General features: G+C 45.0%; 14 protein-coding genes and 2 other RNA genes. 15 read left to right on the forward strand and 1 reads right to left on the reverse strand.

Features of this window, described 5'->3' with window-relative positions; translation table 11 throughout:
- Positions 1-63: 63 nt before the first annotated feature.
- The gene (locus B0G52_RS07640) at positions 64-1,806 is read right to left on the reverse strand and encodes a 5'-nucleotidase C-terminal domain-containing protein (protein ID WP_094042949.1); all 1,743 of its coding nucleotides are present in this window, start codon (positions 1,804-1,806) and stop codon (positions 64-66) included.
- A gap of 270 nt (positions 1,807-2,076) precedes the next feature.
- On the opposite strand from B0G52_RS07640, the gene smpB reads away from it, so the two are divergent.
- From smpB to B0G52_RS07705, 15 genes are all read left to right on the forward strand, one after another.
- Entirely contained in the window at positions 2,077-2,559 is a 483-nt protein-coding gene (gene smpB / locus B0G52_RS07645; protein ID WP_094042950.1) for an SsrA-binding protein SmpB, read from the forward strand.
- A gap of 213 nt (positions 2,560-2,772) precedes the next feature.
- Positions 2,773-3,139, forward strand: a transfer-messenger RNA (tmRNA) gene (gene ssrA / locus B0G52_RS07650).
- 508 nt (positions 3,140-3,647) lie between these two features.
- The gene (locus B0G52_RS07655) at positions 3,648-4,187 is read left to right on the forward strand and encodes a hypothetical protein (protein ID WP_094042951.1); all 540 of its coding nucleotides are present in this window, start codon (positions 3,648-3,650) and stop codon (positions 4,185-4,187) included.
- Between the two features lie 97 nt (positions 4,188-4,284).
- Positions 4,285-4,914, forward strand: a complete 630-nt coding sequence (locus B0G52_RS36115) for a recombinase family protein (protein ID WP_233162463.1) — start codon at positions 4,285-4,287, stop codon at positions 4,912-4,914.
- Positions 4,911-5,117, forward strand: a complete 207-nt coding sequence (locus tag B0G52_RS36120) for a recombinase family protein (protein WP_233162500.1) — start codon at positions 4,911-4,913, stop codon at positions 5,115-5,117. Before B0G52_RS36115 ends, B0G52_RS36120 begins: the two co-directional genes overlap by 4 nt.
- Positions 5,118-5,244: 127 nt before the next feature.
- Entirely contained in the window at positions 5,245-5,883 is a 639-nt protein-coding gene (locus B0G52_RS36125; protein WP_233162465.1) for a recombinase zinc ribbon domain-containing protein, read from the forward strand.
- Positions 5,884-5,986: 103 nt separating this feature from the next.
- Positions 5,987-6,646, forward strand: coding sequence for a hypothetical protein (locus B0G52_RS07665; RefSeq protein ID WP_094042952.1), 660 nt, complete (start codon positions 5,987-5,989; stop codon positions 6,644-6,646).
- A gap of 248 nt (positions 6,647-6,894) precedes the next feature.
- A complete protein-coding gene (locus B0G52_RS07670) occupies positions 6,895-7,596 on the forward strand; it encodes a helix-turn-helix domain-containing protein (RefSeq protein ID WP_094042953.1) in 702 nt (233 codons plus the stop codon).
- Positions 7,571-8,413: a serine/threonine protein kinase gene (locus B0G52_RS07675; RefSeq protein ID WP_094042954.1), complete on the forward strand. Its 843-nt coding sequence runs from the start codon at positions 7,571-7,573 to the stop codon at positions 8,411-8,413. Before B0G52_RS07670 ends, B0G52_RS07675 begins: the two co-directional genes overlap by 26 nt.
- Positions 8,410-9,594 (forward strand): hypothetical protein, encoded by a 1,185-nt coding sequence (locus B0G52_RS07680; RefSeq protein ID WP_198960608.1) that lies wholly within the window; start codon positions 8,410-8,412, stop codon positions 9,592-9,594. The genes B0G52_RS07675 and B0G52_RS07680 overlap by 4 nt, the downstream gene beginning before the upstream one ends.
- Before the next feature lie 83 nt (positions 9,595-9,677).
- On the forward strand, positions 9,678-10,436 hold the full coding sequence (locus B0G52_RS07685) for a hypothetical protein (protein WP_143762535.1): 759 nt from the start codon (positions 9,678-9,680) through the stop codon (positions 10,434-10,436).
- 6 nt (positions 10,437-10,442) lie between these two features.
- Positions 10,443-10,779: a transfer-messenger RNA gene (gene ssrA, locus B0G52_RS07690) on the forward strand.
- 223 nt (positions 10,780-11,002) lie between these two features.
- Positions 11,003-12,316: a sensor histidine kinase gene (locus B0G52_RS07695; RefSeq protein ID WP_094042956.1), complete on the forward strand. Its 1,314-nt coding sequence runs from the start codon at positions 11,003-11,005 to the stop codon at positions 12,314-12,316.
- Between the two features lie 31 nt (positions 12,317-12,347).
- Positions 12,348-12,785, forward strand: coding sequence for a sensor histidine kinase (locus tag B0G52_RS07700; protein WP_094042957.1), 438 nt, complete (start codon positions 12,348-12,350; stop codon positions 12,783-12,785).
- The gene (locus B0G52_RS07705; protein WP_094042958.1) at positions 12,779-14,419 is read left to right on the forward strand and encodes a response regulator transcription factor; all 1,641 of its coding nucleotides are present in this window, start codon (positions 12,779-12,781) and stop codon (positions 14,417-14,419) included. Before B0G52_RS07700 ends, B0G52_RS07705 begins: the two co-directional genes overlap by 7 nt.
- Positions 14,420-14,513 lie beyond the last annotated feature (94 nt).

The raw sequence follows: 14,513 nt of genomic DNA on the forward strand, positions 1-14,513 counted from the left end.
GCGAATGAGAAAAAACCTTAGCGTCTCGAGAACTCGAGAACGCTAAGGTTTTTTTGTTGCGGATCAAGGCAGAAGAAGGCGTTGTCCCGGGAAGATCAGGTTCGGGTTGGCGAGCTTGTTCAGCTTGCTCAGTGTCTGCCAGGTCGTGCCGTAGCGCTTGGCGATCTTCGTGAGATTGTCTCCCGATACGACCACGTAGTAATCCTGCGACTCGCTCGGCTGAGGAATCGGCTTCGGCTCGGTTGGCTTCTCTGGAGCCGGTTGAGGCTGAGGTGCCGATGCGGGAGCCTGGCTCGTTGCCGTGATGCGCCCTTCCTTCTGCGGATTCAGCTGTCCGGAAGCGCGAATGTATTTGATGACGGCTTCTTCCAGCGACGCAAAGTCGTTCTCGATCGGATAATCTTTGAACATCGTATAGTTGTCGCCGCCTGCGGCCATGAAGTCGTTGGTGGCGAGCAGGTAGGTCGCGTTCCTATCCAGCGGCTTGCCGTTTACGAGGGCAGATTGCACGCGCTGTCCTTGGGGCTTGCTCTCGTCGAAGGTGAACTTGATGCCGGCCACTTGCGGGAATCCGCCGAGCGATTCCGGATAAGAGCCTACGCCCAGCTCCAGCGCCGCGATCAGGTCGGAGCCTTTCACTCGTTTCGTCTGAATATAGTTGCCGAACGGAAGGACGGTGATAACTTGGCCGACCGTGATGTCGCCGGCCGGGATCGACGCCCGGATGCCTCCGCCGTTCGTCAGCGCGACGTCCGCGCCGCTCTCCGCCAGCATGGCGTCGGCAATCAGGTTGCCGAGATTCGTCTCGGAAGTGCGCACGAATTCTCTCTCGCCCTGAAGATCAACCTTCGAAGAGCCGACGACCTCGGACAAGACGGGGAGTTGGTCTTCTTTTATCTTGTTAATAATGTCCAAAATCTTGGTTTCGCCTTCGACTTCGTCGGCAGCCGCTCTGGCGATCAGCCGCGCTTGCCGGTCAACGACCTTGCCGGAGTCGTCGATCGTCAGTTCCACGACGCCGAGGTTGTTGCCGTACTCCCCGGTTTGCACGATCAGCGTGTCTCCCGTTTTTAACCCTTGCTCCAGTACTGTGTGGCTGTGTCCGTCCACGATGAGATCGATGCCGGACACCTGTTCGGCGACCAAGCGGCTCGTCTCCTTGCTCGATTCGTCCAATCCCAGATGAGTGAGCGCGATAAGGACGTCCGCCTTGCCGCGGAGTTCCTCGACCATTTTCTTGGCTTCTTCGACCGGATCGGTGAACGTTAAGCCTTTGACGTTGTTGGGGTGGGTCTTGAACAGCGTCTCGGGAGTCGCCAGCCCGAAGATCGCCACCTTGAATTCTCCTGCCGTCTTAATCGTATAAGGCTCCAGCAGTCTCGTTCCGTCCGCCCGGTAGACGTTGGCGGCGAGAACGGGGAAGCTCGCTTGCTGCGCGAGTTCGGTCAGCCTCTCGTAGCCGTAATTGTAATCGTGATTGCCGGTTACCATGGCGTCGATCCCGAGAATATCGAGAATTTGGACGATGCTTTCCCCTTTGACGAGATTGGCGACCGTCTGACCGTGTAACGTATCGCCGGCGTCCAGGACCAGCGTGTTAGGATTGGCGTCTTTCAGCTGTTGGATCAACGCGGCGATCTTGGCGTAGCCGATGCTGGTTGCGCTTTCCTCGACGCGCGAATGGACGTCGTTGAAGTGGACGATTTGCAGCTTGGCGGGCGCTGCTTGAACGCTGGACAGCCCGGCCGGAATCAGAAGGAAGAGAGCGGTGAGCCCGGCGATCAGCCTTTTCTTGAATCTGTTCATTCCATAGCCTCCCAAATAGAATAGTAGATTTAGCTCTATTTTAGCGTACAATTGTTTTCCGTGATCGTAGAAATGATGAGCCGAAAGTAAAGCGGGCTCAAACGAACTGGTGGTTTCCGGGGATCTTTCTTTGCTGGCAGATACAAGCGTTCATCGTTCCGTTCGGCTCGCGGAGCAGCCTTGTATTACGCGTTGTTGAAGGGGGAATAGGCGGCATGTTATAATGAGATTCCGGCTATTGAGGCATATTAGGAAAGCGGGTGAAGGAAAGTGGGCAAGAAAAGCCAGCACGACAAGCCATTAGCGCAAAATAAGAAAGCATCCCACGACTACTTCATCGAGGATACCTATGAAGCCGGGATGGTGCTGACGGGCACGGAGATCAAATCCTTGCGTACCGGCCGCGCGAATCTGAACGATTCGTTCGCGACGATCCGCAACGGCGAGATTTTTCTCCACAACATGCACATCAGTCCGTTCGAGCAGGGCAACCGTCACAACCCTTCGGATCCGACTCGGGCTCGGAAGCTTCTCCTTCATAAGGAGCAGATTCACAAGCTTCTCGGTCTGACGAAACGCGACGGCTACACCCTGGTTCCGCTTAAAGTGTACGTTCGCAACGGCTACGCCAAATGCCTGATCGGCTTCGGCAAAGGGAAGAAACTGTACGACAAGCGCGAGTCCGACGCCAAGCGGGACGCTCAGCGCGACATTCAGCGGATTCTTCGGGAGAAGCAAAAGGCGTATAATTAATTGCTTATATTTCGATGCGGGTCGACCGACATTGTCGGCGTGATTCGAACATTGGCTGCTTGAGCACATTGTACCAGCGTTGGCATCAACATTTCGGGTAATGGCCCGATGCATGTGTTATAATAGATTTTGCAACACAGCTTCATCCTAATCATCCTGTCGCGGGTGACCTTATGGAGTTCCGGCGCTTAAAGCGTTCGGCAACCCAATTTCGGGGCCGTTTATGGATTCGACGGGGACAGGACGAGCGTGTGTAGCGGGTAGTAGGGCTGCGTCTGCTTCACTAACGCGGAAGCCAATTTAAACGGCAAAGCTAAACAACCAACTCTGGCTCTGGCCGCCTAATAACGGTCACCAGGCTCTTACTCTCCATCGCCCATGTGGCGGGCTAAGGGCTCAACTTTAGTGGGATACGCTGTCTAGTCTCCGCCTGGGGCTAGCTGAAGAAGACAATCAGGCTGACCCGAAGGGAATCCGGTGACAGGGAGTCCCCAGGGTGACATCAAATCTGTCACTACACCCGTAGAAGCATTCGTGGCGTTGTCTTCGGACAGGGGTTCGACTCCCCTCGGCTCCACCAATACCATCAGTGAGACCACCTCGTGAGGTGGTTTTTCTGTGTTTTGCGTGCCCAGCCAAGCACGCATACTCTAGCCGGTGGAAGTCCGGTCACGGGAGGGGCCAAGAAGCCCCCGTGCAGCTAGGATGCCTGCGTATGGCGAAATCTGTGCGTAGAAGCGCATCGACGAAAGTACCTGTTGGAGACAGGGCGAGCAACAGACCAGGCCGCAACAGGAAGTGAATCCTGCCGCGTCGTCAAAAAGGCCTCGCAAGAGGGAGAAGAGGAAGCCGAGCCCCGGAGATATGGGCGAAGGCCAAGGAAGCTGTTTGGAACTTAGAGCGATAGCGAAGAATCCTCCGGCGTAGAGGGAACGACATGTTTTGAAAGAGGATGTAGTGAACTGGGGAGACCCTCCCTTGAACGGGCAACGTAAAATAAGTCATTCAAGTGATTCACTTGGATAAGTAATCACTTGGGCAAGTGCTGCATATATATTTCCTATAACTTATTGAGGAGGATGCAGCGTATGGATGATCGCGTTAGTGTATTGGAAAAATCATTTCTGGAGCTAAACAAGCGGATGAACATTCTGGAAGCTCAATTGTCCAAACACAAATCGAGTAGTGAATATCAAACGAACACCGTATCGAAGCATATGATTAAGCTCGTCTATCCTGGCATATTTGGCCGCATCAACGAACCGACTGCTGGATTCCCGAGCAATCGTAAGAAAGTAGCACTCCAATTAGCCAAGGGTCAGTTTATGTTCCTCTATGTCACCTCCCCCGAGAAGAAGATTATCGGGTTAACCACAGTGGCATCAGAATGCAAGCGAGTTGACGGCAGGTGGCCCTATTCGGTTGATCTTGAATGGGTTATCAATCCTAAACCAGGGGTTACACTTGCAGAAGTTGGACTTGATATTAGACCCCGCGTCGGTGACACATTATTCTCCATCACGGACGATAAAGCTCATCAGATTATAGCAGCTCTCCATTCTCAGGACGATCTGGACTCCAATACGCTAAAGTACTTGTTCGAGAAGTATAAGGACTTCTATGACTAGAACGATTCTGATATCTAACAGCATTAATCAGCAGGTATGCCCAAGTGGTGTACCTGCTTTTTTTATGTCCAAAATCCAATTAAGGAGTTGTAGCCAAATGAAAGTAGCTGTTTATGTCCGTGTATCCTCTGAACGTCAAGCCGAAAAGGAACTCTCTATTCCGGCACAACTGAAAGCCATCCAGCAGTATTGTCAGAATAAAGGATGGATGATTACTCAAGAATTCGTCGAAAAGGGGAAATCGGCAAAGACCGATGATCGTCCTGAATTTCAGAGGATGATCGCGATGGCGAAGCGAACCAGTAAGAACTTTGAAGCGATCCTGGTTCATAAGTTTGACCGCTTCTCCCGAAATCGGGACGATCATGTGATTTATAAGGCACTGTTGCAAAAGTATGGGTTGAAAGTAATATCTGTTACGGAGCAAACCGAAGCAGAAACTCCCCAGGATATGCTGCTGGAAGGGATGCTGGAGGTTATATCGGAGTTCTTTAATGCTAATCTCGCTGTCGAGGTGCGGAAGGGCATGAATCAGAATGCCAAGCAAGGTTATAACAATGGCGGCACTCCTCCATACGGCTATCGGACGGAGCATCTTGCTCTTGGAAGTCAAAAGACGAAGTCAGTATGGGTACTTGGCCCGCGTGAAGAAATTGATGCCGTCCGTTTCATATTCAGCCAGTATGCTTATGAGAACATGGGCTATAAAAGATCGCTAATCTGCTGAACGAACGCAACGTTCCAACTCAAAAAGGAGGGCAATGGTCAGCCAGCACCATTCGGGCCATCATTCACAATGAATCTTATATTGGCCGCAAAATATGGAACAAGCAGGATTATCAGACGACAGGAGTAAAGTGGCGGGATCGGTCGGAATGGGTCATCACGGAGAACGCCCATCCGGCTATTCTTAATGAAGAACTAATTTAACCTTTGCAAGCAGCGGTCCGAAGACAGGCATACAGGCTGCGGTGTAACCCATCATTCTTATCAGATTAAGCCGGCCTCTCGATTCTGGCTTCGCGGAATTTTTACCTGCAATAAATGCGGCTCAAAGATGGTTGTTAACTCAACCGCCTCCACAAAAAAGTATGGCGGGCCGAAGTATTATGTGTGCGGCGGCTACATGCGTAAAGGGAAAGAGTTTTGCCCTTATGTGAGCTGGAGAAAAGACCATATTGAACGGATCGTTGCCAATAAACTGCGAAGTACCTTGTTGAGACTAACGTTCGATAATCAGTTGGAGGAAGAGATTCAAAAGTGTCATGGGGAAGCCAATCGGCACTTGAAGATACAAGCTGCTAATTTTGAGGCAGAAATCAGTTTTCTGGAGAAGCGGATTATCCAGATGGAGAATGAACTGCAATCTGGCGGAGGGAAAACATACTACGCGGAAATGATTAAGGAAATGCGGGGAGAACTGGAGGAGAAGCTAGCGGAGTATGAGAAACTGAGTGAGCTATCACCGCAAATAGATATAGCACCGGAATACATTCAAACGGTGCTGAATGATATCAAGCAAATGATCTCGATGTTGGATGATGAGAATCCTAATCCGCAGTTAATGAATGAGTATGTGAGGAAATTTGTTTCGAATGTGAGCATTGATCGGGATACGAAGATGGTGCATATCAAAGTAAAAATACAAATTGAAGAATGTAAGTTGTTTGAAAAGACAGTAGTGGCAGAGTGGTGAAACGAGGAGGCCGATTGACCTCCTTTTCATGATGGCGGAGAAACGCACAAGCCGTTTGCTTCGAAGTCAGCTTCACCATCCTGGCTTCGTGGGATAATGTTTTATGATAAGCGTGGATTGCGGAAGGTGGGAGATTCGGCTTCTACGCGAACCAAGAGCGGCGGACAGCAGTATTACATCTGTGGAGGCTATATGTGGTAAGGGTAAGGAGTTCCGTTCTTATGTCGGATGGCGTAAAGAGCGTGTGGAGGAAGTTGTTACAACGAAGCTGCGGACAATGCTGTTGCGGCTGTCGATGGATAACCAGCTTGCAGATGAGATACAGCATTACTACAACGAGAAAAACAAAAGTCAGATACAGCGAGCAGAAACTTTTGAAGCAGAGGTTGGATTTCCACAAAAGCGTATTGAGGCCGTTGAGGACGATATACGAGCAGGAAGAGCGAAACCGTATCATCAGGATATGCTGTATGTAATGCAACAGGAGCTAATGGAGAAGATACAAGAGCTTGATGTGCTGTCGTCGAGCCTACAGGGCTTATCAGTGCCGGAGGAATACATTGCATCTGTCAAATACGATATGCAGACGATGATCGGGCTATTGGATGCAGAAGTTCCGAATCCGCAGTTGTTGAATCAGTTGGCGGCGAAGTTTGTATCAAAGGTTTTTATTCAACGAGAATCGAAGCGGTTGTTTTTGACGGTGCAGATGCGGAAGAAAGATGAGGTTTTGTTCGATAGGACTATTCTTCCGGAGCTATAGGTTCGTAGACCACTCAAGAATAAGAATTTTGATTTCAGATGCCAGCCATGTACTTTATTAAAAATCCAATGTTGTGGACTACAGAGTAGTGTCATAAAATATCTTAAGGAGGCAACCTTGCCTCCTCAGTTCTTTGTAGATGCAATAATACTATTTGTTATTGAAGGAATTTGGCGATAAATGTAGAAATATTTACTAATTAGTCTGTTTGCTAACGTTAGTATACAGATTAGCTGGAGGGGAATGTAGTGTCTTGGAATTCGGAGGAGGAGTTTGTGAAGTCTTTCCTCTCGTCTACAGGCTTTATGAGTCGTTCTATTAAAAATGATTATGAAGTATGGACAGAAGTGAAGACTGGTTTTGGCAGACCGGATATCGTCATAGTTGAATATAACTCTAACGTACTTGAGGAGCGTCGCGGATGTGATCAGAAATTATTGACGGCTCCTCTGTCAACAAAAACGGCGTTTGCTCTTTCGTACTTGTCAACTTGCCGCTGGGTTAGAAGAGAAAATCTTGGAAAGTTTCTAAATGTGAAACGTGCACAACTAAATTCCGTAGTACAGGAACTTCAAGCACGGGGACTTATCGAAGTTAAGGATCACTTAATTAAATTAAAGCCCAAGTCTGAGATTTTAGCTGTCAATCGTGTTAGGGTGTTTGAAGCAAAGTTGACTCAGTGGATGGACGCAATAGAACAGGCAGAAAGGCATCTTTGGTTTACTAACGATTCATATATATTGATGCCTGAAGTTGAAGGGAAGAGAGCCACTTCTATTACTCATGAGTGTGATAAACGTGGTATTGGGTTGAGTTTTTTTAATGAAGTTACAGGCTATAGTGCAGTAGTGAAACCGGCCCAATCTGGAGTACAGAACTCTCCGATGCTATGGCAAATAAATGAGAAGTTAGTTGGAGGTGCACGTGAGCGAGAACCTATTTTCAGTTGATTCTATCGTATTGGCCCAAGCTTTTCCTGATATTGAATTTGAAGCTAAGCTAGGTGAAGGTGGACAGAAATATGTATACAGAGCACAGACGCAGCCAGAGGGACGTGTAGCGTTTAAAATCATAAAATCTAACCAGCAGATCGAAAGAACAATTAGAGAAATCAATGCAGCGTCCAGTTTTTCACCACCTAGGTTCCCGCAAATATATAGATATGGCAATGCGAATGTTGCAAATATTGACGTTGTTTACATAGTCGAACAATTTGTAGACGGAGTCAGTCTTCGTGATCGAATCAATGCGGGAGCATTGAACGATGCTGAAGTATTTAAAGTAGGTTCAGAATTACTAATGGCATTAACTGAAATCTCAGAGAAAAATTTAGTACATCGAGATATTAAGCCTGAGAACATTATGCTTAGTAGTAGTACTGGAGTTGTATTACTTGATTTCGGAATAGCTAGACATTTAGATTTGACTAGTTTGACTCATGATGTTGCTATGTTCGGACCGATGACACCAGGTTATGCCGCACCGGAGCAAATTAACAACGATAAGCGAAGTATCTCAGCCCGGACGGACTTGTTTGCTTGGGGAATATTGATGTATGAAATGATCTCCGGCTTCAATCCATTTACACAAGGATGTACAACACCGGCTGAGGTTTTGATGAAAACATTAAAGTTCGAACCGGAAACACTTCAAAGTTGTAACCCGGAATTATCGAGAATCATTAACTGGTGCATGAAAAAGCAAGTTCATCGTAGACCACCAAGCCCGAGCTATATATTTGAATTGCTAAAGGGGGTTCTTCTATGACCAGTTTTTACTTACAACAAGGACATGGAATGCTGTCGATGAATAAAGAATTCGTAGAGAATAATCCCACTGCGGGGGTAATTATGTCTCCGCGGAACTGCACACGAGAGCAAATTGAACGTCATTCCAGTGAATTGCATGAGAGAAATGTGGCGGTTCTGTTCGACCCTCAATTCTATCAACCACGGACAGAAAGAGAGAATATTTTAAATTATCCATATTGGAATGATCTAAATTTTGAGACTGTTGATTTTGCAACGAGAGGTGCGACTGAGTTATGTAGAGGCGTAGTTACATATCAGTTAGAGCAACTGAATGTCTCTGAGATAATACTGCCCGGTCGATTCAGTAATGTAGTTTCTGAAGATTGGCTGGATACTCAATACGCGTTTGCAGATACGGCTAGTTCAATGCATACAGGAAGGTTAATTTATTCGACGGTTGCAATTGGACCTGATGTTGTAAGAGACAGAAATGCATTTGATCGTCTTTTAAATGAGGTTGTTAGTTACCCTGTTGCTGGGATTTATTTCATTGTTCAATCACCACGCGATTTTTTAGTAAACGATGAACTGTTTTTATATAACATTCTTGATGGATTGTTGAGTATCCGGCTTTCAAATAAGAAGGTCTTATTAGGATACGCTAATCAACAAAGCTTGATATACGGAACAGCGGGAGTAACAGGTTTCGCCACAGGCAATTTTCGTAATGTACGTTCATTTAATCCGGATACATTTGATGTTCAGGAACAAAGTGATAGACAAAGAGCGACTTGGTATTATGACGGAAATACACTCTCTGAATTTCGTCCACAAACACTTGGTTTGGCATATCAGCGAGGAATTTCTGGCAGATTCGGTCCGGTAACTGAATTTAGTAGTTCATTGATTGAGGCTGCAAATCCGGCGATTGTACCTTGGGGAGAGCCGCTTGCCTTCCGCCATTATTTAACGGTGATCAATCGTCAGTGGTCGGAGATGCTTAATGTACCTGGGTCGCAAAGACTAAATTATGTCATAGGATTAATCGAACACGTTGGAGAGCAACTTGCTCAGCTCGAACGTGATGGTGTTAGGCTTGGAGACAGATCATTCAAACAGATAGTTGAACTTACTCTAAACGCTTTGATGTCATTTAAAGCGGATAGACAACATGATATAGATTTGTTGAGAAGTTGAATAAACAAGCCTCACAAAGATTGTAGTACGTTATTAGATAAGTGCTAGATGTACGCTGATTACCTAAGAGGGGAGCTACACGTTTGTTTCAAAAACCATCAAAAATGATGCCAGTAAGAGAGTTCTGGTTTTTATTTGTAATATCTTTGCTTATACTAGTCACAATTAATGTGTTGGCGGTGTTATTTGGTACTGATAAGACAGCAGGTGCTGTACTAAACTTCACTGCCACTGCAATTTCAATTGTATTAGCCATTATAGCTATTCTAATCACATTACTTGATATTGCAGGACAAAAGAATAGTGTTCATCAGTTGGCTGAATTATCACAGGAACTCCAAAATTCATCTGATAACATAAAGGAACGTATTAATGAAGTAGCAGAGTTGAAAAATGAGTTTGTAAAAAGCATAACCGAAAATGAAGCTTTTCGTAAGGAAATAATAAGTCAGTTAGAAGAACTCAAGAAAGATATGAATCCTTCGAAATATAAGAAAGATGATGAAATTCAAGATAACGATAGTAACAGTGAAGTTGTTAATGATAAGTTAAATAAAATACTTGAGAATTTACATAGGAACAAGTCATTTTCATGGATCACTAAAGTAAGGGTTAGAATACATGATGTTTCGAATTTCTCATATCATCGTTTTTATCAAAGTATGGGTTTTGTAGCACAATCATTTGAAGTAAAGTACTTGATAAAAAATGTAGGAAATAAACCAAGGACATATGAGATACAATTTGATGATTTTTTGAAAAAGGATGAACTTGAAGCTGCAATTTCTGGTATTGATGAATATGGAGTCTTAGAAGTTTTTGATTTTGAAACTATATTTTAATATATCATTCATCACAAGCCAGCGGGTAGCAGGGCTGTGACTGCTTCAACAACGCGGAAAGCCTATTAAACGGCAAGAAACAACCTTCTCTGGCTTTGGCCGCCTAAGAAACGGTCACCAGGCTTCTACTCTCCATCGCCCATGTGGCGGGCTAGGGGCTCAACTTTAGTGGGATACGCTGTCTAGTCTCCGCCTGGGGCTAGCTGAAGAAGACAATCAGGCTGACCCGAAGGGAATCCGGTGACAGGGAGTCTCTAGGGTGACATCAAATCTGTCACTACACCCGTAGAAGCACGCGTGCCGTTGCCTTCGGACAGGGGTTCGACTCCCCTCGCCTCCACCATTATCGAAACCATCCGTATGAGGATGGTTTTTTTCGTGCGCGTGGCAGCGCGTCAACTAAGGATAATTCAAGAGATTCAGTCACAACAAAGAGATTATAGAACGAATCAAAGAATAGTCCCTAATTTGGTAAAAATAATCTAGATAAAGCGCAGTTATTTTTTCAATAAATCAATGTATCATATCCATATAATATTGAATTTATCTGAAATGGAGCAACGATTATGCGGTGGCAAACTAGAGGCTATCAAACGATATTATCTCGCATTCTACAGCTCTTATTTGTGTTTATTATATTGCCGCTCGTGCTTATTCTTGTGTTGTACACGGTCTCTACGCAAAGAGCGGTTCGTGAAGAAATTTACTCCGCAAATATGGAAGCGCTTAGAACCGAAAGTACGAGTATTGAAAGAATGATAGACGCGCTGCTTTCTTCCTCGAATTTAATTAGTCTCGATTCTGGGATTCATGACATGATCAAGAAATCAAGGGATGGCGGAAACAGCAGATTTGAACAATATCGCGTGCATCAAGAAATAACCAAAAAGCTGATGGACGTCAAAAATTATATTTTGCCCGGCGATGGCGAGATTACACTCATAGATTCATTAGGAACGATATATAGCACGGCTTCGCTTGCAAATGGCAAAAAGGCTAGCGACATTGTTCAAATGCCTTGGTATGAACAGACACTAGCGCTGAATGGTTATATTTATTGGTTTGCTTCCCCTCGTGATGCTGTTTTTGGCGATAAAGATGAGGCTTATTTTTCAATGGCACGTTTAATGAAGTTTGATTATGGCGATGAGGAAATCGTACTGCTTATTCATGTGAAAAACGAGGAGTTTTTAAGCAAAAGACATGCTGAGAGACAGGATGATACGATTTTCTATTTAGTTAATCAGCAAGGTATGATATTTATGTCTAGCCAGATCGAAGAAGTGGGAGAGACGATATCGGAGGAGTGGATTAAGGAACTTCCGCTATCCAAAGATTTATCCATCTCTTATAACGGAGTAAATAAAAATGTACTCGGTTACAAATTGCCTAACTTTAATTGGAAGCTAGTGATGATGTATGACCCGAAGGTTATTCAGGAGAATTTAGCTCAATCTCGCAACACACTAATCCTCATGGCAGGAAGCATGGGCCTTATATTTTTACTACTCATCTATTTGTTTGCCAAATATATTACAAAGCCGCTTAGCGTATTATCGCAATCCATTCAAAGGATTGACAGCGGTAATCTGGACATGCGCGTTCCGATCTCGGGGCCGATTGAAGTGAAAGTATTGACAAAGCATTTCAATCTTATGATTAGACGCTTGAACGATAGTATAGAACGAAATAAGGAGGAACGTAGGAAAAAGGAAGAAGCAAGGTATCAGGCACTTCAAGCGCAAATCAATCCACATTTCCTATTTAACACCTTAAACACGATTAAATGGAGCGCTTATATGAGCGAAGCTCCGCATGTCGCAGGAATGATTTCTAAATTGGGCAGATTGCTCGAAGTATCATTCAAAAAATGCGAATGAGCTTGTATCGCTTCAAGATGAGCTCGAATATTTGAAGTTATATATTGATATTCAAAACACTAGATTCAATAACAACTATCAATTGTATATCGCCGTTGATGAGTCGATTATGGGAACGAAAATACCCAAGCTATCCCTGCAGCCTATTGTTGAAAATGCCATTATTCATGGATTCAAAAATGGTTCGATTGCAGGGGAGATTTTCATAGAAGGAAGTACAACCTCAGAGGGCGTAGAGCTCATGATTTGCGATAACGGGATCGGAATGGCCAAAGATCTTCATCGGATCCCGGTTCATCAACTCTATGAGGAAGCAACAAGCTCATTTGGTATTGGGCTAAGAAATGTAACGGATCGTATTCATATTCAATTCGGTGAAAAATATGGCTTGTTTGTAAGCAGTTATGCGAGTGGCGGGACGAAGATAACGATGATTATTCCAAAACAGGCGGGTGATGAAAAATGCTGAAGGCAATCATTGTTGAAGATGAGATGATTGTTAGAGTTGGAATTAAATCGATGATCAAATGGCAGGAAATCGGATATGAGCTAATTGGCGAGGCGGCCAACGGTCAAGAAGCATTGAAGATGATTCAGCGCGAGCAACCTGATGTCGTCATTACGGATATACAAATGCCGGAAATGAACGGCATCGAACTGTTAAGTCATATTAAAAACCAATTTGAGCAGATTAAGGTCATTATTTTAAGCTGTCACGACGAGTTTGATTTCGTACAGCAGGCCTTAAAGCTTGGAGCGATAGATTATATATTGAAGCTTTCCATGGATCCGGACGAGCTGGCAAAAATATTAGTCCATATTCAAAAGCTAAAGCAGAAGGAAAAGGAAGAGCGAAGGCAGCAAGAACAAAAGCTGTACATTAGTGCGGAAGCGATGAAAAAACAGGCGCTGCTCGATATGCTGCAGGGGAGATACAAGTGGCAGGATGCCTGGCAAAAAGATGTGCAGACCTGGTCTATTGCTTTAACAAACTCAACGGGCGTTCTTATTTGTCGCGTGCATGAGCTTGCGAACCAGGTGCGCGCCTCCAAGCTTGAGCTATTGCTTTATTCAGTAGCGAATATAGCTCGCGAGCTTGTAAAAAATGACTTGGAAGGCGAGGTCGTTGAGTACTCCGCATATGATATTGTCGTGCTGGCAGACATTGAGGATCAGGAGGAATGGAAGCAATGCGCGCATAGACTTTCCAATAGAATCGTTAGCTCCGTAAAGCAGTATTTGAAGGCCACTATCTCTGTCGGTATTGCAGTTGAGCTCGGCACGGCACCTTATTTGTCAAGAACAATGGAGCAAGCGCAATTAGCGTTGCAATACGCGCAGTTTTATGAAATCTCGATCATGCATGACGGGACAACAGGCATGAATGTACAAAAGATCCGTGAAAATCAGATGAATGCAGATATTGAAGCGTATAAAAATACTTTGATTGACGAGTTGAAGATGAGCAATCCGGACGGCGTTATTGCCATTGTCCAACTTATTGAGGCGTATATGCATCGGCATAAACCCGATCCGATTACAGCAATCGGCATATTTGAGGAATTGCTCATTCCTTTCTATCAGCATGATCGGACATGTCCGGGTAAGTCCAATCAGCCCCCCAAATGGATTCAGTATTCATCGGATGCATTCATTAAGGAAGCGATGACTTTACGCGCATTAAGCCATAAATTCGTGGAGTGGATTGAGCAATATATGGCCAGTTTACGGGAAAATATGCGGAGCTATCGGGAGGAAATCAAGCAGGCGCGGAGTTACATGTATAAGCATTTTAGAAATCGAATCGCCGTTGCAGATATTGCCAAAGCGATTGGCCTTTCGGAGGCTTATTTAAGCCACCTCTATAAGAAGGAGACAGGCGAAAGCTTAATCGATTATTTAACTCATATACGCTTGGAAGAGGCCAAACAATTGCTTCTAAAGACGGATTTGCGGACGTATGAAATTGCTGAACAAATCGGGTTTTCGGAAGCTAATTATTTTTCCAAGCAATTCAAACGCTACGTAGGCGTTAGTCCGTTAGAGTATCGGCAAACGCAAACGAAAAATCTTTCTAGTTCATATAAGAATAATCAAGAATAAGAACCGCTCCGGATAAATCCATTTTACAAGCCAAATAATTGTCCTTAATGTACGAAGAATACTGCATTCATTGTAGAGCCCTAACTAATTACAC

This window comes from Cohnella sp. SGD-V74 (assembly GCF_003001675.1).
Taxonomy (GTDB): Bacteria; Bacillota; Bacilli; order Paenibacillales; family Paenibacillaceae; genus Cohnella.

What these genes read in the sequence shown, in the direction of transcription:
- B0G52_RS07680 (WP_198960608.1), top strand. Translation starts at nt 8,410, where the DNA reads ATGACCAGTTTTTACTTACAACAAGGACATGGAATGCTGTCGATGAAT.
- B0G52_RS36115 (WP_233162463.1), top strand. Translation starts at nt 4,285, where the DNA reads ATGAAAGTAGCTGTTTATGTCCGTGTATCCTCTGAACGTCAAGCCGAA.
- B0G52_RS36125 (WP_233162465.1), top strand. Translation starts at nt 5,245, where the DNA reads ATGGTTGTTAACTCAACCGCCTCCACAAAAAAGTATGGCGGGCCGAAG.
- B0G52_RS07655 (WP_094042951.1), top strand. Translation starts at nt 3,648, where the DNA reads ATGGATGATCGCGTTAGTGTATTGGAAAAATCATTTCTGGAGCTAAAC.
- B0G52_RS07665 (WP_094042952.1), top strand. Translation starts at nt 5,987, where the DNA reads ATGATAAGCGTGGATTGCGGAAGGTGGGAGATTCGGCTTCTACGCGAA.
- B0G52_RS07695 (WP_094042956.1), top strand. Translation starts at nt 11,003, where the DNA reads ATGCGGTGGCAAACTAGAGGCTATCAAACGATATTATCTCGCATTCTA.
- B0G52_RS07705 (WP_094042958.1), top strand. Translation starts at nt 12,779, where the DNA reads ATGCTGAAGGCAATCATTGTTGAAGATGAGATGATTGTTAGAGTTGGA.
- B0G52_RS07640 (WP_094042949.1), bottom strand. Translation starts at nt 1,806, where the DNA reads ATGAACAGATTCAAGAAAAGGCTGATCGCCGGGCTCACCGCTCTCTTC.